Raw genomic sequence first — 21,968 nt, forward strand, 5'->3', positions numbered from 1 at the left:
TCCGCCGTCCACCGTTCGGTATTCGCCGGAAAGAACACGCATGGAGGCGTCGCGATGACCACGGAATCCGTCCTGCGGAAGTACGACCTGATCTTCGACCGACTGGACACCGACGGGAACGGGGTCCTGGAATTCGCCGACTGTGAGCACATGGGCCGAAAAATCATCGACTCGGGTTACGCGCAGGAGGGCTCGGCCAAGGCGGACGCCCTGTTCACCGCCTATCGGCAGGCCTGGGACCGCCTCGCGGCGGCGGCCGACGAGAACGGGGACGGCATCATCACCCGCGAGGAGTTCCACTCCGCCATGGCGGACACGCTGGGGCGACGGGAACAGGTGGTCACCGGCTGCCGCGCCGTGCTGGACGCCGAGTTCGCCGTCATCGATGAGAACGACGACGGTCTTGTTCCGGTCGCCGACTTCCAGCGCTACCTGGAGGCACTGGGCTCCAGCTCGGCACAGGCGGCGGAGACATGCGCACGGCTGGACGTGAACAAGGACGGACAGGTCTCGCGGGAGGAGTTCCACGAGGGCTGGGCTAAATACCTGCTCAGCGACGACCTGGACGACGCGGGAAGCCGTTTCCTGGGTGGCCTGGCCTGACAGATTCCTGGGTCACAGGGCCGGTGTCACGCACGCCGCGTCCGGCAATGCATGTAGGGAACCATGCGCGCTGGAATTCCCGTGCCCGCTGTTTACCGCGCCGATCCGCCCGGGAAACGCATTGACACGCAATAAAAGAGCGAAAGCGTGACGGCCTGATTCGCTCGCAATTCATCCGATGTGGCTACATTCCCTGGGGGGGAAGTGACGGCAGAATTTGCACTGCACGGTTCCGGATCGAGTGTTTCTGTCTTGGAGTCCGGCAGCACCCTGTGGCACTTGTTCCGCCGGCGTGCGGAGGAACGGCCCGCAGCGCCCTCCGTCACCGACGCGTTCGAGAGCCTGACCTACGCCCAACTCCTCGCCGAGGCCGTCATGTGGGCCCGGGCCTTGCTCGCGGACGGCACCGGGCCGGGGGAGCCGGTGGCGTGCGCGGTACCCCGGAGTGTGCGTGCGGTGGTGGCGCAGCTCGCGGTGTTCGCGGCGGGCGCGGTGTACGTACCGGTGTGCGCCGACGACGCCCCCGACCGGCTGGGCACCCAGCTGGCGGGGGTGGGCGCACGGCGGGTGCTCGCGCTGTCCGGGCAGCGGCTGCCCGACGGGCTTGCCAGGATCGACCTGGACGACCCGGGGGCCCGCCGGCGCGCGGCCGGGCTCGCGGACACCGTAGGCATGCCGGGCCCATCGCCGGAGGCGACGGCGTACCTCATCCACACCTCGGGCACCTCGGGCCGCCCCAAACCGGTCGCGGTCACGCACCAGGCCATCGCCCACACCATGCAGGCCTACGCGCACCGGTTCCCCACACCTGTCCGGCACATGGCAGCCGTGTCGCCGATGACGACGGACGCGTCGTTCCCCGGCATCTGGTGGACGCTGCTGGCCGGCGGGACCGTGTGGCTGGCACCGGCGGACCCCCGGCAGGCACTGGACGACCTCGCCGCGCAGCTGTCCCGGGGACCGGCAAGCCACGTCGTGCTCACGGCCTCGCTGTACGGGGCGATGCTGCCCCGGCTGGACGGGCCTTCTCCGCATCTGCGGCAGGTGCTCCTGGGGGGTGAGCCGTGCCCGAGCGAGCTCGCCGCCGAGCACCACCGCAGGCTGCCCCGGGTCGAGCTGGTCAACGCCTACGGGCCCACCGAGGCAGCTGTGTGGTGCACCGCGGCGGTGCTGCGGCCCGGCGAACCGATCACGGTCGGCACCCCACTGCCCGGCACGCCCGTTCTCGTCATCGGCGGCGACGGACAGCCCGTCCCGGCCGGTGAGCGGGGCGAGGTGTGCATCGCGGGCGCCGGACTGGCGCAGGGCTACCCGGGAGACGACAAGCTCACCGCCGCTCGTTTCGTGGCCCACCCGTACCACAGGCACGAACGGATGTACCGCACCGGCGACCTTGGCCGCTTCGACGAGCACGGCAGGCTGGAACTGCTGGGCCGCCTCGACGGCCAGGTGAAGATCCGCGGCTTCCGCGTGGAGCCCGACGGCGTCGCCCGGGTACTGCGTCAGGTTCCGGGAGTGCGGGACGCGGTGGTGGGCGTGCACCAGGGGCGTCTGGTCGCCCACGTGGTCCCGCAGTGGGACGAGCAGAGCGCGGCCGGGCAACTGCACACATCCTGGAACCGGCTCTTCAGCGGGCTGGACTTCCGAGACGAACGCACCGGATGGACCAGCAGCTACACCGGTGAACGGCTCCCGGACGCGGAGATGGACGAGTGGATCGACGGCACCGTCCGCCTGGCCACCGAGGGCGGCCCCCCGCGCAGCGTGCTGGACCTGGGCTGCGGATCGGGCATGATCCTTACCCGGCTGGCCCCGGCGGCCGAGCGCGCTGTGGGCGTGGACGCCTCCGCCGAGTCCCTGGCCGCCCTGCGCACCCGCCTTGACGGCCTGGGCCTGTCCCGGGTCGAACTGCGCCAGGGCGATGTGACCTGTGCGCCGGACGTCTCGGGCGTGGACCTGGTCCTGTGCAACTCTGTCGTGCCCTACCTGCACGGGGAAGGGCACCTGGCCCGTACGGTGACCGCCGCGCTGCGGTCGGTGGCGCCGGGCGGACGCGTGGTGTTCGGGGACGTGAAGGACCGTTCCGTACAGGACGCCTTCCACGCGTCGGTCGTCCTCGCCGGGGCCGACGACGCCGTGAGGGTGGAGGCCCTGCGCGCCCAGTGGCGGCGGCGGGTCGCACTCGATCCGCACCTCCTGGTGGACCCGCGCTGGTTCGCCCGTTGCGGCGGGGCCCATGCCGAGGTGCGACCACGCACGGGGACGGCCCGCAACGAGATGAACGACTTCCGCTTCGACGCGGTCCTCTTCCCGCGCCCGCCCGAATCACCCGGACTGCCCGGAAAGCCTGAACACGGCGCCCCGCCCGCTGTTGTCGACGTGAAGCAGTGGCACCCCTGGCCCGGAACTCTCGAGGACCTGCGCGAGCTGCTGTCGGACCAGGCAGACGCATGCGGTGTCCTGCGGGTACCCAACCGCCGTACATCCGGGGCGTGCGCAGTACGGGACGTCCTCGCCTCCGGCCCCGCCACTGCCACCGCCGCCGACCTGCGCGCTCTGGCCGCCGACGCGGAAGAGGCAGCCGTCCACCCCGCGGACCTGGAGGAACTGGCCGCGGAACTGGGACGCCCGGTTCGGATGTCCCGCGCTGCGGGCTACCCGGACGGCGCCTTCGACGCCGTCTTCCTCCCCGCAGCCCCCCTGGCCCCCGTCGCCCCGGACGGGGCACCGCACGTGCTCGTCCGCTGGCCGCAGCCGGCATCCGACGGTGAGCTCCTGTCCGCCCCTGTACACCGGCATGTGCTGGCGAAGGCGCACGAGGAACTCCTGCCGGCGCTACGCCGCGCGGCCGAGGCACGCCTGCCCGAGCAGGAACGGCCCGAGCGGTACGTACTGCTGACAGAACTCCCCCTGGGCGGCAACGGCAAGCTGGACCGTTCGGCCCTGCCCGTGCCGTCGGGTGAGCGGCCCGCGGTGTCCACCGCGTACCGCGCGCCCGAACTGCCGGTGGAGGAGACGCTGGCCGTGATCCTCGCGCAGGTCCTGGAGCTCGACCGGGTCGGTGCGGACGACGACTTCGTCGAGTTGGGCGGAGACTCGCTCAGAGCGGTCAGGGCCGCCACCCAGATCGGTCAGGCCCTGGGCAGGCGCCTCCCGGCTCGCACCGTGCTCGAACACCCCACCGTGGCGCGCATGGCCGCCCACCTGGCCGCCCTGCCCGCGGACCCGACCGCACCCGCACGGGCAGCGGCACCGGTGCCCGCGCAACGGGCCGTCCCGCCGTCGGCGGACGCCCTGCGGGAGGTTCCACCGGAGGGAGTGCGGCTCGCCGCCGGGCCCACCCACCAGTTCCTGCGCGTCAACGACGACCGGGCGGGCGGCATCCTGCCCAGTCACGGTCCGCGCTTCGCGCTCGCCTGCCACTACCGCATCCGCGGCCCCCTCGACGTGCGCGCGCTGTCGGCTGCCGTGGACAGGCTCGTCGCCCACCAGCCCGCGCTGCGCACCGCCGTGCACCTGACGGGTGAAATGGAAGCACTGCACCAGACGGTGCACCCCGCGCGCACCGGAATCCTGCGCCACCACCCCCTCCAAACGGACGCCTCCCGCACCCCGGAACAGATCCTGGCAGCCCTGGACGCCGCCGACCCCCTCGACGCTGCCACCGGGCACGTCTTCACGGCGACGCTGCTCACCATCGGCCCGCACGACCATCTGCTGGGCCTGCGATGGCACCACCTCACTTCTGACGGCTGGTCCCTCAACCTCGTCGAACAGCAGCTGTCCCTGCTGTACGCGGACACCACCAGCCGCACCGACCGATGCCTGCCGCCCACCGACTACCTCGCCCTGAACGCCCCCGAAGAGCCCCGTCCCGAAGACGTCTCCTTCTGGACGGACCGCCTCTGCGGCGCCCGCCCCAACCTGCTCATCCCGCCCGCCCATCTGGGCGCCCACACAGACGTCCATGACTGCCTGCTGCGCACCCGGCGCGTCCCCGCGGCCACCGCCACGGCGTTCCGGGCACTGGCCCGCGCCGAGCGGCTGACCCCGGCCAGCGCCCTGTACGCGTTGTTCGCCAACGCCGTGGCCGCCGACACACAACAACCCGAAACGCTGCTCCTCGCAGTCAGCGCCGCCCACCCCCAGCACACCGCCGACACCGCGGGCCTGTACGCCCAGGCCGTGCCCGTACGACATCACGTCCCCCAGGCACCCACACTGACGGCTCGTCAGGCCCTGCACGCCGCCGACACGGACCTGCGTCAGGCCCTCGCGCACGACAGCGCCTCCCTGCTCACGCTCGCAGGGGCCCACCCGCCGATCGGAGAACTCTTCGCCGCCTCCCAGTTCGTCTTCTACGACTACCTCCCCCCGGTCGAGGGCCTCCGCCTGCGCGGCTGCGTCATCCAGCGAACCGACCAACTCGACCCCACCTTCGCCGGCCAGCTCTTCCAGCTGCCCTGCGACCTCGGCCTGTTGGCGCGCGACAACGGCGACGCCCTGGACCTCGCCGTCATCTTCGACCCGGCCTACGCACCACCCCACTACGCCGAGAACCTGCTGCTCCGGCTCGCGGACGCGCTCACCGCCGTCGCCGAATCGGCCGACCGCCCATGGCGGGACCTGATCCCGGCGGACTCCTGGCTCACCAGCCTGCGCTGACCCGCCGGCGCGACCGCGCCGACAGCGAGCGCGGAAGCGCCGGGGACGGCCGCGTGCACGAAAAAGAGCCAGCCCCCAGGACCCCCGCCCCGCCACCACACCCGTGCCCCCGGCCGATCCCCGGCCCGCCCACACCGGACCACACGGTGTTCGCCCAGGAGGCCCAAAGTCCCCTGCCATACCTCGCTCTACCTGCTTGCGCCTTCCCAACCCGCCGAGAAAGGACACACCCATGCTCCCCACTCAGCACACCCATGACGAACGCCGCGAAACGAAGATCGCAGGCTGGATCGGGATCGCCATGGTGGCGCTCTTCCTTGTCCCGCTCCCCTTCGTACGCAACCCCCTGAGCCGCCCCTTTCCGTACTGGAGCGACTCCTCCGACACCATCGGCACGTGGTTCGCGCAGAACCCGTCGATCTCCGGCTACACCATCGACATCGCCTTCGGCATGCTCTTCATCTGGTTCGCCGTCGGGCTGAGGCGGTGGCTGACGTCCCCCGGGCGGACACCCCTGGAAGCCGAACTCCTCGTCCCCAGCGCCCTGTCCGTAGGCATCTGCTGGATGATGTCCAACGCCGCGTTCCTCCTCGGCCCCGTCGCCGCCGAACGCCCGGCCGCCGTCAACAGCGCCTACCTGCACCTCAGTTACGACCTGTGTGTCACCTTCGGCTACGCGGGGTCGCTGCCGCTCGCCCTGTTCTCCTACGCCGCGGGCAGCCTGATCCTGCGGAACACCACCCTGCCCCGCTGGACCGGCTGGATCTCCCACATCCTGGCCTTGGCGCACTTCGCCTACTTCTTCAACGTCCTGACCACGACGGACACGCCGTTCACGCCCTGGGGCTGGGGCAGCTTCGGGTCCTACGTCGGGTTCGCCCTGTGGGCACTGGCCCTGTGCGCCAAGATGATCCGCCTGCCGCACCCCGCGGCCCACTCCGCCCAGATCCCCACGCCCGCCAGGTCGACCACAACGGCCACCACCCCCTGAACCCCCGCTAGGCGCCACCTGGCAAGGCCCCCCCGGGCCTTGCCACCCCACCACCCGGGAGTTCCCATGGCAACCACTACCCACGCACCTCTGACCGTGCCGCCCCTGTACTGCCCCTTCCCGCCGCGCCGCTCGCCGCACGCCGCGGCCGTCGACGCGGAGAGCCTCACCTGGATGCAGCGCTTCGACCTCTTCCAGGACGACGCCCACCGCGAGTACACCCGCCGCGCCCACGTCGGAGAGTTCGTCGGCTTCGGCATCCCGGACGGCCGCGCCGACACCCTGCTGGCCGGCACCAACTACTGCAACTGGCTCTTCGCCTTCGACGACGCCCTGTGCGACGAGACACTCGGCGGCACCACCCCCGACACCCTCGCCCCCTACCTCTCCCGCCTCAGCCGCGCGCTCCAGACACCCAAGGCCCCGCTGATGCGGAACGACAAGTGGGCAGCCTCCCTCCTCGACATCCGCCACGACCTCGCCCGCCAGGGCACCCCGGCACAGGTCTACCGGTGGACCGACCAGGTCGACGCGTACTTCTCAGGCCTGGTCTGGGAAGCCGCCATCCGCCGGCGGCCGCGCTCCGCGAGCCTCGACGACTACCTGATGATGTGGCAGAACAGCAGCGCCGCCCTGTCCGCCCTCGCGTTCATCGAGATCGCCCAGGACTACGTCCTGACCGCCGAGGAGTACCACGACCCCCGCATCACCGTCCTGCACGACCTGTGCGTCGCCCTCATCGCCTGGCACAACGACACGACGTCCTACAACAAGGAAGCCTTCCGGGAACAGCACTTCGGCTACCCCGAGGCGATGAACCTGGTACCGGTTCTGGCCCGTGAGCACGAGTGCACCCCCGAACAGGCCCTTCGCGAGGCGACGCTGATGCACGACCGGGCCATGCACCGCCTGCACCGGCTCTCCCGGCGAGTGATCGACGGCGACAACCCCCGCCTCGCCCGCTACGCACGCGCCCTGACCGACTGGGTCGCCGGCAGCCTGCACTGGCACCTCACCAGCGGCCGTTACAACGACCCGAACAACCCCGGCCAAAACGTGGCCCCCCGCATCCCCATGCCCCACATCGTCACCCGCCCGGCCGACCCATCACTCCTCGACCAGCCCCTCGACACACCGGTTGCCGCCTGGTGGTGGACTGGCTGATCCACGCACCCCCACCGACCACTCGCCTCGCAGCCACGCCCAGGCCCCGGACACAGGACCGCCGCGTACTTCCGCTACGTCAGCGCTCGCGGCCCGACGCGTGTACGACGCCCTCGGCCACTGCGGCCGCCCCTTCCGCAAGCCGCCCCGCTGCGCTGTTGACTCCGGCCGCTCTCACCCCCCACTGATCCCTCCATCCCAGGGAGAACCGTGTCCCACGCCGCTTCCGTCACCCCTTGCACCTCGCCGCGCCCGCCGCTGCTTCCCGGCGCACTGCCCCTGGTCGGACATGCCCTGCGCCTGCTCAACAACCCGGCCCGCTTCCTGACCGCGGCGCCCGCACACGGACCGCTCTCCCGGGTACGCCTGGGCCCTCTCACCGCTACTCTGGTCGCCGATCCGGACCTCACGCGGCAGGTACTCCTCGACGACGTCCTCTTCGACAAGGGCGGGCCGTTGTACGACCGGATCGCCGATGTGATGGGCAACGGCCTGCTGGCCTGCCCCCACGCCCGCCATCGGCAGCAACGGCGACTGCTCCAGCCCGTGTTCCACAAGGACCGGCTCCCTGCCCACCTCGACCTGATGGCCGCCGAAATCACCCACGGCGTCGCACAGTGGCAACCGGGCCAGAGCCTCGACATGGCCGCCCAGGCCCATGCCCTGACCGCTCGCGCGATCGTCTCTACCCTCTTCGACGGCACGCTCACCCCCGCCACCGCCGCCAGCATGGTGGAGGACATGGCGGCCATCACCGCCGGCATCTACACCCACGCACTGCTCCCCGCCGCGTACACGCGCCTGCCCCTGCCCGCCAACCGCCGCTACACCCGCGCCCAGAAACGCCTGCGTGCCACGCTGGGCCGCGTGATCGCCGCGCACCGCTCCCGCACCACCGATCACGGCGCCTTCCTCACCCTCCTCACCGAACCCGCCCCGGACACTCAGCCCCACCCCCTGTCGGACAAGGACATCAGCGACCAGGTCATCACCTTCTTCATCGCCGGAATGGAAACCACCGGCAACGCCCTCGCCTGGGCCGCCCACCACCTGGCCCAGGACCCCGCACTCCAGCAACGCGTCCACACCGAGGCGGCAGCCCTGCCCCGAGGCCCCCTCACCCACGGCCACCTGCCACACCTGGAACTCACCAGCCGCGTCATCACCGAAACGCTGCGCCACTACCCGCCCGTCTGGCTCCTGACCCGCACCGTCAGGCGCGACACCACACTCGGCGGCCACCCACTGAACGCCGGAGACACCGTCGTCATCAGCGCCTACCTCGTCCAACACCTCCCCTCCGCCCACCCCGACCCCCAGCACTTCGACCCTGACCGCTGGTCACCCCCACACTCGACGCCCCCCGCCCCCGGCTCCCTCATCCCCTTCGGCCTGGGCGCCCGCAAGTGCATCGGCGACACCCTCGGCATGGGCGAACTCACCCTCGCTCTCGCCACCCTCACACGCCACTGGAAGCTCACCCCGGCCACGACGACACCGGTCCGCTACGAGAAGGACATCGTCATCCGCCCCCACAACCTCCACCTGCGCCCTCTCCCACACCCGAGCAACCGCACCGGAACCTGACCGCACCCGTCTACGGCTCGGGACTCTGGCAGTTCCCGGGCGGCAACCTCGACACCACGGGCGAGGGCCCGCTGCAGACCGCCCGGCGCGAGGCAGTCGAGGAAACCGGCCTCGACCTCGCCCTGGACACGCCGAAGCTGCTCCTGACGCGGAGCTGGACCGGCCGGGCCGGGCGAGTGATCACTAATCGGACAGGCATAACCGATCAACTCATCAATCCAGCAAAGAGACATGCCCTAGCCGTCCAGCGCCGCCGGGCCGCCCGAGCCGTGGGCACCGACGCGGGCGGACTGGCCACTCGTGCGTGGCGTTCCGCCAGCTCGTACGTCCTCAGCGGACTGCGCTCATTGGGACGGATGATGAGCGCCAACTGGTGCTCTTCATACGGCAGTTGGGTCGCGAGCTGGGCCACCGGAACGTGATCGTGGATGCGTCGTAGGAAGGCCGGGTCCAGTCCGGATGCCGAGTCGGTCGAACCTTCGCTGGGGATCGCCTTGTTGATACCCGCGCCGTGGGGGAGGAGGATGTGCGGGCCGCGCAGCAGTTCAAGGTCGCCCTTGGGGCTGGCGGCGACAATCAGGTTGTACGTGTCGTCGCGCGCTTCGCTCCACGGCACGGTGCGGCCTCCCACGGCGAACCGCCGACCGGGCCGCGAACAGAACCCGTGGCCCGTCGCCCGAAGTGTCGAATCTATCCGAGGACTGCGGCTGGATATTGCCGTTTCCGCAGGTCGAGGTGACCGCCAGGCGGATGCGCTGCTTGAATCGGTTCGCATGACACTTCGCGCTGGGTCAGCCCACCGCGAGTTCGCCCTTCGCCGTCAGACGTATGCGGAGTTCCTCGGAGCCGCAGAGGCGAAAATCCTCACAGAGCGGAACGGACGCCATGAGCGGCCGGACGAACTCAAGCGAGCGAACCCGGCTTTCGTTTCGGTGGCGCAGGAGTGCTGCCCGCCCCAGTGACCGTCCGTGGCCCGCCATGTTGAGACCAAGAGCAGCCCATGGCAGGCTCATTCCGCATGATCGATGAATTCGCGAAGGACAACCTGCACGGGAGACTGCGGCGGGACCGCCAGGCGCTGCTCTGGAAACTCGACGGGTTGTCCGAATACGACGCCCGCCGACCTTTGACAGCGACCGGGACCAACCTCCTCGGCCTGGTCAAACACGTGGCCACCGTCGAGGCCAGGTACTTCGGCGAGGTCTTCGACCGCCCTTCCCCTGAACCGCTGTGCCGGTGGCAGGAATCCGACGGCAGCGACCAGTGGGCGACCGAGGACGAGACCCGCGATCAGATCATCGAGTTCTACCGGCGCACGTGGGAACACTCGGACGCGACGATCGACGAGCTTCCCCTCGACGCCCCCGGCCATGTGCCGTGGTGGCCGGAGCCTTATTCCAACACCAACCTGTTCGCCGTCATGGTCCATGTCCTCGGCGAGTCCATCCGGCATGCCGGGCACGCCGATATCCTGCGCGAGGGCCTCGACGGCCGGACCGGGTTGCGCGCCGAGAACGAGCAGCAGATCGACGAGGAAGCCCGTGCAGCGCACTGCGCGAAGATCGAGCAGGCCGCCAGGTCGACCGCAGCAATCAAGGCTTAGCACTCCTGACGAATAATCAAGGCTCAGAACTCCTGACGAATAATTTTCGAAGTGGTTGGATCATTCGGGAACCGTTGATCCGGGGGGTGCGGGGTGGCTCGGCCGAAGCCGTGGGAAGTCGACGACGAGTCGTGGGCGGTGATCGAGCCGCTGTCACCCGGGGTCGAGCCTCGGAGTCGGCATCTGGACCGCACGGGCTGTAAAGGGAGTTGAGTCCTTCGTCATGAGTCAATACGTCAAGACGTTCCATGCCGTCGAGATCGGTGACGGCGGCGACGGGCGATGGGCCGAGCGCGTCCGGCCGGCAATGGTGAGGACGGAGGACTGGCTGACCGAGGAGGGCCGGACGCCTGAGGGCGCGGCCCGTGCCCGGCGGCTGTTCGAGGAGTACATGCCTGAGCTGGTTCCGGCACTCGACCGGCTCGCCGGCCAACTGGCCTCTCCCCAGGCCAGGACGCTTCTCACCATGGCAGCGGTGCGGCCGTTCTTCTCCGGCTGTACTCAGATCGGCCGCAACGGTACTTTGCTCAGAAACTACGACTTCGCCCCCGAACACTGTGAAGGCACCATCGTCTTCTCCCACTTCCTCCGCCCTGTGATCGGCATGCAGGAAGCCGGGTGGGGTCTGCTGGACGGCATGAACAACGCCGGTCTCGCGGTGTCGCTCACCTTCGGCGGACGGTTCGTTCACGGGCCGGGATTCGCGATTCCCCTCGTGCTGCGCTACCTCCTGGAGACCTGCCGGACCGTCGACGAGGCGCTGGGCAGACTGCGCACCCTCCCCATCGCGATCCCGCAGAATGTCACCCTCGTCGACGCGAACCGGACCGTGACGGTCTACGTCGGACCCGATATCCCGCTGACCGAGACACCGGGCTCCTGTGCCGCCAACCACCAGCACCTGCCGGTGCCGGACGAGCAGGAACGAACCACCCGGACACAGACACGGCTGGCCGCCATACAGGCGGCGGGCATCGATGCCGCAGCGATGCTACGACCGCCGCTGTACCAATGCGCGTACGACGAGTGGCTGGGCACGGTGTACACGGCCCAGTACCGTCCCGCCGAAGGCCGTGTGACATACCACTGGCCCAAGGAGAGTTGGGACCATTCATTCGTCGGTTTCTCTCCGGGCTCCCGCACCGTCACCTTGGGGCTTCCGGACGAGAGCGACGACCGCCGACACACGCCCGCCCCTGCGTGAGACAACCTGTTAGCCGGCACGTCCATCGCGGGCACGTGCATCACGATTCGGGCAATGTGAGGGCTGTGTGGGCTGGGTGCCCGGTTTCTGGTGGCATGGAGACGAGGCCGCGAAGTTTGTTGTTGCGCTTTTCCAGGGCTTCCGCGGTGATGGGGAAGAGCGCCGCGTCGCCTTCACCGACCCGTGCCTGGTTCAGTTCGACGAATCCGCGGATATCGCGTTCGTAGGCGGCGAAGGCCGCGGTGTGGTCGTGATGGGCGGCCAGGGAGCCGGCGAGCATATAGGCGCCGACGAGGGCGAGGCTGGACCCTTGCCCGGTCAGGAACGACGGGGCGTACGCGGCATCGCCGACGAGCGCGACCCGGCCGCTGGACCAGCACGGCATGCGGACTTGGCTCACCGTGTCGAAGAACGGATCGTTCGCGTCGCGCATGGCGGCGACCATGGCCGGGATTTCCCATCCGTCGCCGGCGAAGGTGGTGGCGACGAGGTCACGTTGTGCCTCGGGGTCGCGGAGGGCCTCGTACGGCGGTTCGGGGTGAGCGAAGTTGAGGAACGCGTGCAGCTCATCGCTGTCCCCGACCGCGTAGAGCGCGGCGGCCCTGCCGGGAGTGTTCCAGATGAGTACTTCATGGGAGAGCCCAAAGGTGTTGGGCATGGTGAATATGGCGAAGCAGTACCCCAGATAGCGGTGGAACTGCCGCTCGGGGCCGAATACGGACTCCCGGGTACGCGAGTGCATCCCGTCCGCCCCCAGGACCAGGTCGAAGCTGCGCTGGACGCCGCTGCGGAAGGTGACGTCGACGCCGTGCTCGCGTTCGGTGAGCGTCTCGATGGAGTCGTCGAACACGAACTCCACCTCGTCACGGACCGTCCCGTACAGGATGTCCGCCACATCACCGCGACGCACCTCGACGTCACGTCCCTCGACCCCGCCGGTGACCGCCTGTGGATGAACCACCGCCGCCTCACTGCCATCGGCATTGAGGAAGGTCAACCGGCGTGACTCGATATGCGCTTCCTGGAGTTGCGGCAGGATTCCCATCCGGCGAGCCACCTCCACCGCGGTGCCACGCACATCGATCGGATACCCACCGCCCCGCAGTCCGGTGGACTTCTCCACCACCGTCACCGCGAATCCGTACCGGTGCAGCCAGAACGCCACGGCGGGACCGGCGATGCTCGCGCCGGAAACCAGGACCGTACCTTTCGACGCACTTCTCATGCCCGTTCCCTTTCGGAAATCCATCACACCGCTTCCCGTTCAAGGTCGGGCGACGGCGAGTCGCTGCTGAGGCGTGTGCTCCGCACGAGCCTGACGGCCAGCACCGCGGCGATGGCGAACGCGACGGAAGCGATCCCGATATAGCTGAAGACGCCCGTGGCCGAGTTCGTTGTCTCACCGTCGACGACCACGGTGGTCGACTTGAGTACGGCCGCGCCCACGAAGTCCAGCACCACGGCCCCGATCGAGACCATGACCATGACCAGGCTGGACACGATGCCCTGCCGTTCGGGGGACGCCAGGCCGGCCGCCATGTTGAAACCGGATGTCCCGAGCGCTCCTACCGTGACACCCAGCAGGAATCCGCAGCAGAGCGCGGCGGGAAGCCGGGAAGCCCCGAGGAACATCCCGAGCGTCACCACTGTTCCGAGCACGATCGCCCCGGCCAGCGTCAAGGCCGGTCCGATGCGCGCGGCAAGCCATCCGGCCGCCGGGCCGCCGAGCGTGACACCGACTCCGGGCGCCGCGAGCAACAGTGCCACTGATCCCTGGCCGGCCAGCCCGTACCCGAGTTGCTGATCCGCCGAGACGTCACCGATGAGGGAGACGAGCTGAAGCATGCTCTGATACGAACCGGCTGCGAGGAAGACGACGAGGAGCGTAAGCACCAATGGCCTGCTGATGTCCCTGACGTCGATCAGGGGGTCGGGCTTTCGGCTCGACACCAGGAACCACCTGGCCAATGCCGCGACGCCACCGACGAGGAGAGCCAGCGGGCCGGCGGCGAGCCAGCCGAGGTCCGAGCCGAGACTGACATAGCTGAGCACCCCGGCGAGACCTCCGCCGAGAAGGAGGGCACCGCCGACATCGAGCTTCCCCGGTGTCCTGGCCGGGGATTCGGGAACGACCTTGCGCACGCAGATCGCCATCGCGGCCGCGAGGAAGGCCGATCCGAGGAACAAGATCTGGAAGCCGGACTCCGTGGCCAGTTCCTCGATGAGGAAACGGGACGCGATGTTGAGCACCGCGGAGCCGGAAGTCACGATGCCCACGATGATCATCGCGATGCGGGGTGCGCAGACACCTCGAACGATCGCGACGGAGAGGAAGACGGTGGCCAGAGCCGCTCCCTGCAGCATGCGCCCCGGCACGAACACCCAGAGGTCGGAGGCCAGGGCGCATAAGAGGGCGCCCGCGCAGCTGAGGAGCAACGTCAGTACGAGCACCCTGCGCCTGCCGTGGATGTCGGCGCTCTTTCCGAGCAGCGGTGCCCACAGCACTCCCGCGAGCATCGCGGTGGCGTTGAGCCACGCCGCCTGGTCGGTACGGAAATGGTCGAGCATCTCCGGGAGGACGACCAGCGGCGCCGTGATGGCCGAGTCGACCACGAAGTTCACCATGGTCAGGACGGCCACCAGGCCGACGAGCCGCCCGTTCCAACGCGTGTGCAGTACGGCGTCTGTGCTTTCGGTCCTGCTCTGCTGCATCAAGGACTCCTTGTCAGGGGATCCGCACCCGGCACTTAAGATACGCATCAGTTTCTTATCGGGGAGAGTAAGGTGTGCCGATAAGAAACGTCAACGTTTCTAAGGAGTGTTGTGGGACGACGGCGCGGCGAAGCGCTCGAGGCGGCGATCCTCGAAGCGGCCTGGGACGAGTTGAGCGAGCGGGGGTACGCGCACCTGACCTTCGACTCCGTCGCCCGGCGAGCCGGCACCAGCAAACCCGTGCTCTATCGGCGCTGGGCGGACAAGCAGAAGCTGGTCGAGGCGGCAGTCGTACGCCGCAACGTCATCCAGCTGATCAGCCCGGCCGACACCGGGTCCCTGCGCGGCGACCTGATCGCCACCCTCACCGAGATGAGCGAGAAGCGGGGGCCGTTCCTCGCGCAACTCAGCCTGCTGCTCGCCGACTACTTCGCCGAGACCGAAACCAGCTTCGCCGAGCTGCACGAGATGATCAGCGCCGGACGCCGCTCCGGACGCGACGAGATCATGGAGCGCGCCATCGAGCGCGGCGAACTCGATCCGGCCAAGCTCACGCCACGGATCGCGTCACTCCCCTTCGACCTGCTTCGAGCCGAGGCGATGATGACGCTACGGCCGGTCGCACCCGAGGTGATCGAGGAAATCGTCGACACGATCTTCCTGCCGCTGGTCCGTTAGAAGGCCAGCGGCCGGATGCGTGGGTTTCGGGCCCGCCGGCGGGGCGGCGAGGGCGTAGCGGCCGGGCTCGGCGAGGCGCTGCCGCAGCAGGCGCTCGATCGCGGCGAGCTGCAGGCGGCCGCCACGCGGCAGAGGGACGGACATGATGTCGCTGAGGCCGTCCCGTGCGACGCGTGTCATCGCCGCCCGCGTTGCCCGAGCGGGCCGACCGGCTCGTGAGCGCCGGCAGACGACCGCCTGCCGACACTCACCCCGGTGGGCACGAATCCGCAGGTGGGTGATGTCGGCAACGGGGCCGCGGGAGAAGACCGTCCAACAGGTCCCCGACACGGACGACAGACCGCTGGGCGGTGACCGAAGTGCCGGGCGTGTGTGCCCGGCACTTCGGCTTGGTCGAGCTTGGGGAACTGGCTCAGGGCCGCCTTATCCGAGGGCCCACCGCTGGTTGGATCCGCCGTTGCAGTTCCACAGGACCACTTGGGTTCCGTTGCCGGTGCCGGCGTTGTACGCGTCCAGGCACAGGCCGGAACGGGCGCTGGTGATCGAGCCGTTCGCGTTGACGTTCCACTGCTGGTTCTGCCCGCCGTGGCAGTCCCAGATGACGACCCGTGTGCCGGGAGAGGTTCCCGAGGCCTCGGCGTCCAGGCACTTGCTGCCGTGGACGCGCAGTTCCCCGGCGGCGGTGCGGGTCCACTTCTGGCCGGCCCGGTCGTCCAGGCAGTCCCACAGCTGGACCTGAGTGCCGTTGGTCTGCGACGAGTTGGGCACGTCGAGGCAGCGGTTGGAGGCGGCGCCGACGATCTGCCCGCCGCTCGGCGGGGGCGGGGTCGTGCCGCCGGGCGGCACGTACGGGCACTTGGTCAGGGACCGGGAGACGCCGGTGCGGTCCGCCAGCGACGGGCACAGGAACTGGGTGTACCGGGTGTCGTTGTCGAGGAAGATCTTGAGCCACGGGATCGTGCGGCGCGTCACGTTGGAGTTCCCCCAGGTGGGGAAGCCGTGGCCGCCGCTGCTGAGCTCGATGAAGGCGCTCTGTGTGGTGGCCGGCACGCCGCCGTAGAGCCCGTTGAGGTAGGACGGGGTGACCGTGCCGTCGTCCCGGGCGCCCATGATCATCGTCGGCACCCGCAGATTCGACAGGTTCTGCGAGGGGGAGAAGGGCGCGAGCGGGAGCGCGGCCTTCAGCGACGGTCGTCGCAGGGCTGCGCTGATGGCGCCGCCGCCACCCATGGAGTGTCCGATGACGCCCAGCCGGCTGGGGTCGACACGGTCGCGCACCGGGCTCCTCTGGGTGAGGTAGTCCAGAGCCGCCAGCAACTGGGTGCCGCGGGCGGTGTCGTAGTCATTGGGGCTGTTGGTGTCGATGCCGATGACGACGAACCCGAAGGACGCCAGCCAGGGTCCCATCCAGGCGCCTTCGGCGGCCCACTTGGCGGTGTAGCCGGGCACGGCCGCGACCGCGCCCCAGGTGCCCTGGCTGGTGTCGGTCGGGTAGTAGATCTTCCCGCCGTTGAAGCCGTTGCCGGGCGGCACGGTCATCTCCGCGGTGGCGAACGTTCCCCGCTGGGCCGCGACGCTGCTCACGGTGGGGTCGGGGCCCCGCTGGTACGGGTTGTCCTGAGCGGACGCCGGCCGCGCTGAGGCCGGCTGGATCGCGACCAGTGCGGTGAGCAGGCCGGTCACGGCCGCGACCACGGCCGCCCGTAACCCGGCCGTCCGGCCGGTCCGGCGAAGTCTCGCCCTGGTGGCCCGGGTGTCCTCGGACACCGGGACATCGGTGACGCTCGGATGCATCGTCCTGTTCCTCCATACCTTTGTGGTGGCTGCGGGAGCCGGGTCGGCGGATGGATCAAGGGGTGGCGTGCGCATGACAGCCTGAGGATCAGCGCTCGGCCAGGGGGGTGGTCAGGGGAGCAGCCGGGGCAGTGGTACGCGCGGCGCCGGAGTAGACCGAGGCCTCCTTGGCGGTGGCGGCGATGCCGTTCGCACCGTTGAAGAGACGCTGGCCCCAGCTGGTGAGCCGGTTGGGGTCGAAGTTGGTCACCAGGTCCAGGTACTGCACATCGCTGCCGTTGCCGCTCCACGACCAGCCGAGGTAGCCGATGCCGAGCCGCTGGGCCGCCGCCAGGATGGCGTCCTCGTCGGGGTTGCCGTCGGAGTGGTTGAAGCCGAACTCGCCCACGACGATGGGGAGTTTCGCGGCGACGAAGCGGTTCAGATAGTCGTTGACCTTCGCGGCCGTGTTGTAGACGCCGTACATGTGGACCGAGAAGACGGTGTTGCGGTCCCGGTCGGCGGCGAAGACCGACGCGGCGTTGTCCCGCATGATGAAGGACCAGTCCTGGCCCCAGTTGGGCGCGTCCACCATGAGGGTGTGGTTGAACCCGGCGTTCCGCAGCTTCTGGATGGCCGCCTTGGTGTCGGCGGTCCACCTGGAGGCGTTGTTGTTGCCGATCGGCTCGTTGCCGATGTTGACGATGACGTAGCTCTCCTGGCCGGTCAGGGCGCTCTTGACGCTGATCCAGTAGTCGGCGGCGCGGGAGAGGGTGGTCGCTCCGCTCTGGTCGCCGTAGCCCGTGGTGTCGTGGACCTCCAGGACGCAGATGAGCCGGTTGCGCTTGCACTGGGAGACGACGTTCGCCACGTCGGCGGTGTCGTTGCGGGCCCAGCGGTCACCGTTGGCGAGGACGACGCGGACGGTGTTGGCGCGCTTGGCCTTGATGTGGGAGATGGAGCTGATCCGGCTCGGGTACCAGGTGTGGGCGTGGTTGACGCCCCGCATGACGAAGTCGTTCCCGTTCGCCTCCAGCAGCCGGCCGTTCTGGACGCGGAAGCCGGTGGGCGCGGCGTGAGCGGACGTGCCGAAACCGAGCAAGGGAACGAGCAGGCCCAGGAGGGTGGCCAACACGGCGGCCACGCGTGGGGCGGTGCGGGTGGAAGATTTCATGGGGCTCCCATACGACGGGGACGGGGTGTTACGACGGGGACGGAGTGTTCAGGAGATGGCGGCTCGTGCCGTGCGGCTGACGATGGCCAGGGGAGTGCCGGCCGTCGCCCGGGGCGCCCGGCACGGCGCGGCCGAGGGCGGCGGTGAGGGCGGGGTACCAGCGGGCGGCGATCTTCTCGTTGCCGGAGGCGGAGGGGTGCACGCCGTCGTACGTGTCGGAGGCGGTGTTGAACCCCGTCCACTGGTCGACCACCGTCACCGGGGAGCGGCTCGTACTGGTAGCCCGGGCCCAGCCGGGGATCCGTGCGTTCAGGGCGGTCACGCGCTGGGCGCAGCCGGTGCAGCCCGACGGGTTCATCGGTATCAGCTGCGCGACGAGGATCTTCATGTTCGGATTCGACGCCCGCATCTGCTGCACCAGCTTCGTGTACGCGGCGAGGATGGTGTCGGTGGAGACGCTGCTCCACACGTCGTTGGTGCCGAAGTGCATGACAACGATGTCCGGACGCGTGGCAGCGAGCCTGCCGGGAAGCAGGTTCCGGTTCGCCACGTTGGTCACGAGCTCACCGCCGTGACCCTCGTTGTCGCCGTCGTGCGCCTGGGGGCAGCCCCGCTGGTTGAGGGTGCCGACGAAGTCGATGTTCCTGTATCCGGTGCTCTGCAGACGGTCCCACAGCAGGGCCCGCCAGCACCCCGGCGAGCCGGTGATCGAGTCGCCCAGCGGCATGATGCGTACGGGGGCAGCGGCGGTGGCGGCGGGGGCGGCGCTGGCCGACGGTACGAGTGCCAGGCCGAGCGCGAGCAGAAGCGTGGTCAAGAGGATGCGTAGGAGCGGTAATGGCCGGGTTCTGCGCATGCCTGTCCCTTCCTGCGTGGCGGGAGCAGTTCGAAGACGAAAACCGGGAGCAGTTCGAAGACGTGGTGCGGTGACCGGCTGTTCATGAGCGCGTTCGCCCGGAGCCGTTGATGTTGCGGGGCCGGCGAACGAGGCCTGCCCGTCGCAGATCTCGGCCTCTTGAGCGGCTACTCGGTCTCGACGATCGTGCCGTGAAGGCGGGGCGTCGACGTGCGTCGGTCACGATGACCTCCGATGCGTGGGGGGTGCCGAGTGAACGCGGCTCTGGTGGGGCAGGAAGGTGATCGTTCACTCCGGCAGGCATGGGAACGCTCCCACGGAGCGTAGGAACCCGCTGGGGCAGCGTCAAGGGTTCTGTTGAAGCTCGATGTTCGGCCTTGTTCGGATCCGTGAAGTTGGCTCTGCGCGTGGATTGACAGGCGGGAGTGCGGTCTGGAAACTGCGTGATGCAGGGCAGCTGTTGTGAACGCTCCCCTCCACTGAGCCGCCAGAGGACGAGGCCCCACCAAAAGCTTGCGGGAAAGCCTTCACGCCTTCGTTTTCCCCGATCTGACTGTGAACGTTCACATCCCTAGGCGGGGACCGCTGTCGTCGATGGCGCCAGTTCATGGGCGGCCCACCTCCGCACCGAGCCCCGCCCGGAACCCCAGGGCAACTGCCACCCGCAACGACCGAACACGCACCGACCGGGACGTCTCGCGTGCGGTCGGCGCACAGGAAGGAGCGACCATGTCCCCCACCCCTGTATCCGGTTCCGTAGCCGGTTCCGGGCGGATCAGCCGCAGGACCGTGCTCAAGGCCACCACCGCCACCGCCGGGGCGCTCGCCACCGCTGCCGTGCTCGCCGAACTCGAGACGCCGGCCAACGCCGCCGCGGGTTTCGTCAAGGGCGTCGACATCAGCTGGGTGCCGCAGATGGAGGCCCGCGGCTTCTCCTGGAAGAACGCGAGCGGTCAGCGGCAGGACCTGCTCACCATTCTCAAGGGGTACGGCATCAGCGCGGTGCGGTTGCGCACGTTCGTCAACCCCTCCAGCAGTCCCACGGACGGGCACTGCGGCATCAACGAGGTCGCCGCCTTCGCCAAGCGGGTCAAGGCCGCCGGAATGTCGATCATGCTCGACTACATGTTCGGCGACACCTGGAACTCCGTCGGCGTGCAGAACCCGCCCGCTGCCTGGCGGAACATGAGCTACAGCCAGATGCGCACCGCGCTGAGCACGTACGTGAACCAGACCATGACGGTCATGAAGAACAACGACGTGCTCCCCACCTGGGTCCAGATCGGCAACGAGATCAACAGCGGGATCTGCCGCCCCGTCGGCAGCGTCTCCAACCCGGCGCAGATGACAGGGCTGCTCAATGCGGCGTACACCCAGGTCAAGGCCGTGTCACCGAACTCGACCGTGTGCGTCCACCTGGCCCAGCCGCAGAAGTACGACGTGATGACGACGTTCTTCAGCCGCTACGCCGCGAACGGCGGCAAGTGGGACATGTCGGTGTTCTCCTCCTACGGCAGCGCCGACGTCGCTCCCGGGATCGTGGCGAACATGAAGAGGATCTCCGATGCCTACGGCAAGCCGTTCCTCCAGAGCGAGTTCGGCGGCCGGGTCGACAGGGCCTCCTCCACCCAGGCCGCGCTGGTCGCCTACACCAAGGCGCTGAAGGCCAACGGAGGACAGGGCATCTTCTACTGGGAGCCGGAGTGCATGTCCCCGTTCACCGGCTACAACATGGGTGCCTGGGACCCCTCCACGCAGCGCCCCACCGTCATCATGAACGGCTTCACCCAGGCCTGAGCTTGTCAGGTACATGTCCAGAAAGGGGCTGTGTCGGTGAACGAGTGTGCGGAGGTTGAGCTCAATGCGTCGCAGTGAAGCGCACGCGGGCCGGACGGAACCCCACTCCGTGAACCGGGTGTCGAGGTGGCTCGCGTCCGCCGTCGGTCTCGTGCTCCTCGCGGCCCTGGCCGGGGCGGGCCCGGCAGCGGCTGCCGAAAAACCGTATGAGCGCGGCCCGTTGGTCGTCGCCGAGAATCCGTACCAGCGGGGCCCGGCGGCGGTTGCCGAGAACCCGTACCAGCGTGGTCCGGACCCGACCCGCGACAGTGTGGCCGCTTCGCGTGGCACGTTCGCCACCGCCTCGGTGAAGGTGCCGGAGGGCAACGGCTTCACCAAGGGGGTGATCTACTACCCGACCGACACCAGTCAGGGCACGTTCGGCGCGATCGCGTTCGTGCCCGGTTACCACGGCTCGTGGGCCGCTTTGGAGTGGACGGGGCCGTGGCTGGCCTCGTTCGGATTCGTCGTGATCGGGTTCGAGGCGATCAACCCCGGCGACCGGGACACCGCCCGCGGGACCCAACTCCTGGCCGCCTTGGACTACTTGACCGGGCGCAGCCCGGTGCGGGACCGGATCGACCCGAACCGGACGGCGGTCATAGGCCACTCGATGGGTGGCGGCGGGGCCCTGTCCGCAGCGTCACGGCGTCCGTCGTTGAAGACCGCGATCGGGCTGGCGCCGGCCGTCTTCTCGACGGACATGCGCACCATGCGGGTGCCCACCCTGCTGATGGCAGGGCAGAACGACGGGACGGTCACGCCGTCGTACGTCAAGAACTTCTACGACCGGATTCCGGGGTCGACGGAGAAGGCATACCTCGAACTCACCGGCGCCGGCCACGGCTTTCCCAGCTGGACGCCGAACTCGGTGATGATGCGCAAGGTCATCCCCTGGTTCAAGATCTTCGTCGACAACGACGCCCGCTACAGCCAGTTCCTGTGCCCGCTCATGGACTGGACCGGCATCAGGGCCTACCAGAGCACGTGCCCACTCCTGCCCGGCGGACCGACTCCTACGCACACCCGCTAGGAGGCGGAAACTCCCCGGCAGGATTCGACAGAGGGAAGGAAAGGCAATGGAGCCGAGAACCGATCTGTGGCCGCGCCGCAGATTTCTCG

Annotated in this window: 15 protein-coding genes and 3 pseudogenes; 12 read left to right on the forward strand and 6 right to left on the reverse strand. The window is 69.2% G+C overall.

Features of this window, described 5'->3' with window-relative positions; genetic code table 11:
- The first annotated feature begins 54 nt into the window (after nucleotides 1-54).
- The 6 genes and pseudogenes from ABZ386_RS08105 to ABZ386_RS08130 all read left to right on the forward strand — a co-directional run.
- On the forward strand, nucleotides 55-603 hold the full coding sequence (locus tag ABZ386_RS08105) for an EF-hand domain-containing protein (protein WP_351336320.1): 549 nt from the start codon (nucleotides 55-57) through the stop codon (nucleotides 601-603).
- 279 nt (nucleotides 604-882) lie between these two features.
- A complete protein-coding gene (locus tag ABZ386_RS08110; RefSeq protein ID WP_358964241.1) occupies nucleotides 883-5,268 on the forward strand; it encodes an amino acid adenylation domain-containing protein in 4,386 nt (1,461 codons plus the stop codon).
- Between the two features lie 232 nt (nucleotides 5,269-5,500).
- The gene (locus ABZ386_RS08115) at nucleotides 5,501-6,259 is read left to right on the forward strand and encodes a hypothetical protein (protein ID WP_356614808.1); all 759 of its coding nucleotides are present in this window, start codon (nucleotides 5,501-5,503) and stop codon (nucleotides 6,257-6,259) included.
- Nucleotides 6,260-6,325: 66 nt separating this feature from the next.
- Nucleotides 6,326-7,423, forward strand: coding sequence for a hypothetical protein (locus tag ABZ386_RS08120; RefSeq protein WP_351336313.1), 1,098 nt, complete (start codon nucleotides 6,326-6,328; stop codon nucleotides 7,421-7,423).
- Between the two features lie 210 nt (nucleotides 7,424-7,633).
- The gene (locus tag ABZ386_RS08125; protein ID WP_351336310.1) at nucleotides 7,634-9,010 is read left to right on the forward strand and encodes a cytochrome P450; all 1,377 of its coding nucleotides are present in this window, start codon (nucleotides 7,634-7,636) and stop codon (nucleotides 9,008-9,010) included.
- Nucleotides 9,007-9,117: pseudogene (locus tag ABZ386_RS08130) on the forward strand (NUDIX hydrolase); the annotation flags it as partial. The gene ABZ386_RS08125 and the pseudogene ABZ386_RS08130, both read left to right, overlap by 4 nt.
- A gap of 98 nt (nucleotides 9,118-9,215) precedes the next feature.
- Here the strand turns inward: ABZ386_RS08130 and ABZ386_RS08135 are convergent.
- Nucleotides 9,216-9,626 (reverse strand): hypothetical protein, encoded by a 411-nt coding sequence (locus ABZ386_RS08135; protein WP_358964458.1) that lies wholly within the window; start codon nucleotides 9,624-9,626, stop codon nucleotides 9,216-9,218.
- Nucleotides 9,627-10,028: 402 nt separating this feature from the next.
- Here ABZ386_RS08135 and ABZ386_RS08140 point away from each other — a divergent pair, with 402 nt between their 5' ends.
- The 3 genes and pseudogenes from ABZ386_RS08140 to ABZ386_RS08150 all read left to right on the forward strand — a co-directional run bounded on the left by ABZ386_RS08140 (nucleotide 10,029) and on the right by ABZ386_RS08150 (nucleotide 11,817).
- The gene (locus tag ABZ386_RS08140) at nucleotides 10,029-10,613 is read left to right on the forward strand and encodes a DinB family protein (RefSeq protein ID WP_358964244.1); all 585 of its coding nucleotides are present in this window, start codon (nucleotides 10,029-10,031) and stop codon (nucleotides 10,611-10,613) included.
- Between the two features lie 93 nt (nucleotides 10,614-10,706).
- Nucleotides 10,707-10,796, forward strand: a pseudogene (locus tag ABZ386_RS08145) (IS5/IS1182 family transposase); the annotation flags it as partial.
- Between the two features lie 40 nt (nucleotides 10,797-10,836).
- A complete protein-coding gene (locus tag ABZ386_RS08150; RefSeq protein ID WP_358964247.1) occupies nucleotides 10,837-11,817 on the forward strand; it encodes a C45 family peptidase in 981 nt (326 codons plus the stop codon).
- A 40-nt stretch (nucleotides 11,818-11,857) separates the two neighbouring features.
- On the opposite strand, the gene ABZ386_RS08155 is transcribed toward ABZ386_RS08150, so the two are convergent.
- Together ABZ386_RS08155 and ABZ386_RS08160 are read right to left on the reverse strand one after the other, a co-directional pair.
- The gene (locus ABZ386_RS08155; protein WP_358964250.1) at nucleotides 11,858-13,042 is read right to left on the reverse strand and encodes an FAD-dependent monooxygenase; all 1,185 of its coding nucleotides are present in this window, start codon (nucleotides 13,040-13,042) and stop codon (nucleotides 11,858-11,860) included.
- A 23-nt stretch (nucleotides 13,043-13,065) separates the two neighbouring features.
- On the reverse strand, nucleotides 13,066-14,529 hold the full coding sequence (locus tag ABZ386_RS08160; RefSeq protein WP_355720736.1) for an MFS transporter: 1,464 nt from the start codon (nucleotides 14,527-14,529) through the stop codon (nucleotides 13,066-13,068).
- A gap of 111 nt (nucleotides 14,530-14,640) precedes the next feature.
- On the opposite strand from ABZ386_RS08160, the gene ABZ386_RS08165 reads away from it, so the two are divergent.
- Complete coding sequence (locus ABZ386_RS08165) at nucleotides 14,641-15,207, forward strand: TetR/AcrR family transcriptional regulator (RefSeq protein WP_351336299.1); 567 nt, start codon at nucleotides 14,641-14,643, stop codon at nucleotides 15,205-15,207.
- 423 nt (nucleotides 15,208-15,630) lie between these two features.
- Here ABZ386_RS08165 and ABZ386_RS08170 read toward each other — a convergent pair whose 3' ends face one another.
- The 3 genes and pseudogenes from ABZ386_RS08170 to ABZ386_RS08180 all read right to left on the reverse strand — a co-directional run.
- Nucleotides 15,631-17,001, reverse strand: coding sequence for a ricin-type beta-trefoil lectin domain protein (locus tag ABZ386_RS08170; RefSeq protein WP_351336296.1), 1,371 nt, complete (start codon nucleotides 16,999-17,001; stop codon nucleotides 15,631-15,633).
- Nucleotides 17,002-17,089: 88 nt separating this feature from the next.
- A complete protein-coding gene (locus ABZ386_RS08175) occupies nucleotides 17,090-18,154 on the reverse strand; it encodes a glycoside hydrolase family 5 protein (RefSeq protein WP_351336293.1) in 1,065 nt (354 codons plus the stop codon).
- A 103-nt stretch (nucleotides 18,155-18,257) separates the two neighbouring features.
- Nucleotides 18,258-19,010 (reverse strand): annotated as a pseudogene (locus ABZ386_RS08180) (SGNH/GDSL hydrolase family protein); the annotation flags it as partial.
- A gap of 729 nt (nucleotides 19,011-19,739) precedes the next feature.
- On the opposite strand from ABZ386_RS08180, the gene ABZ386_RS08185 reads away from it, so the two are divergent.
- Both ABZ386_RS08185 and ABZ386_RS08190 read left to right on the forward strand, forming a co-directional pair.
- Nucleotides 19,740-20,807 carry a glycosyl hydrolase 53 family protein gene (locus ABZ386_RS08185; RefSeq protein ID WP_351336290.1) on the forward strand — a complete coding sequence of 356 codons (1,068 nt, stop codon included), beginning with the start codon at nucleotides 19,740-19,742 and terminating at the stop codon, nucleotides 20,805-20,807.
- 64 nt (nucleotides 20,808-20,871) lie between these two features.
- A complete protein-coding gene (locus ABZ386_RS08190) occupies nucleotides 20,872-21,879 on the forward strand; it encodes a dienelactone hydrolase family protein (RefSeq protein WP_356614801.1) in 1,008 nt (335 codons plus the stop codon).
- Nucleotides 21,880-21,968 lie beyond the last annotated feature (89 nt).

Origin of the sequence: Streptomyces sp. NPDC006140, assembly GCF_040628815.1 — a bacterium.
In the GTDB taxonomy this organism is placed as follows: domain Bacteria; phylum Actinomycetota; class Actinomycetes; order Streptomycetales; family Streptomycetaceae; genus Streptomyces.

Bases quoted from the DNA above. Each gene is read 5' to 3' on its own strand.
- ABZ386_RS08120 (WP_351336313.1), top strand. From the start codon at position 6,326: ATGGCAACCACTACCCACGCACCTCTGACCGTGCCGCCCCTGTACTGC.
- ABZ386_RS08115 (WP_356614808.1), top strand. From the start codon at position 5,501: ATGCTCCCCACTCAGCACACCCATGACGAACGCCGCGAAACGAAGATC.
- ABZ386_RS08190 (WP_356614801.1), top strand. From the start codon at position 20,872: ATGCGTCGCAGTGAAGCGCACGCGGGCCGGACGGAACCCCACTCCGTG.
- ABZ386_RS08175 (WP_351336293.1), bottom strand. From the start codon at position 18,154: ATGAAATCTTCCACCCGCACCGCCCCACGCGTGGCCGCCGTGTTGGCC.
- ABZ386_RS08155 (WP_358964250.1), bottom strand. From the start codon at position 13,042: ATGAGAAGTGCGTCGAAAGGTACGGTCCTGGTTTCCGGCGCGAGCATC.
- ABZ386_RS08185 (WP_351336290.1), top strand. From the start codon at position 19,740: ATGTCCCCCACCCCTGTATCCGGTTCCGTAGCCGGTTCCGGGCGGATC.
- ABZ386_RS08160 (WP_355720736.1), bottom strand. From the start codon at position 14,529: ATGCAGCAGAGCAGGACCGAAAGCACAGACGCCGTACTGCACACGCGT.
- ABZ386_RS08105 (WP_351336320.1), top strand. From the start codon at position 55: ATGACCACGGAATCCGTCCTGCGGAAGTACGACCTGATCTTCGACCGA.
- ABZ386_RS08140 (WP_358964244.1), top strand. From the start codon at position 10,029: ATGATCGATGAATTCGCGAAGGACAACCTGCACGGGAGACTGCGGCGG.
- ABZ386_RS08150 (WP_358964247.1), top strand. From the start codon at position 10,837: ATGAGTCAATACGTCAAGACGTTCCATGCCGTCGAGATCGGTGACGGC.
- ABZ386_RS08170 (WP_351336296.1), bottom strand. From the start codon at position 17,001: ATGCATCCGAGCGTCACCGATGTCCCGGTGTCCGAGGACACCCGGGCC.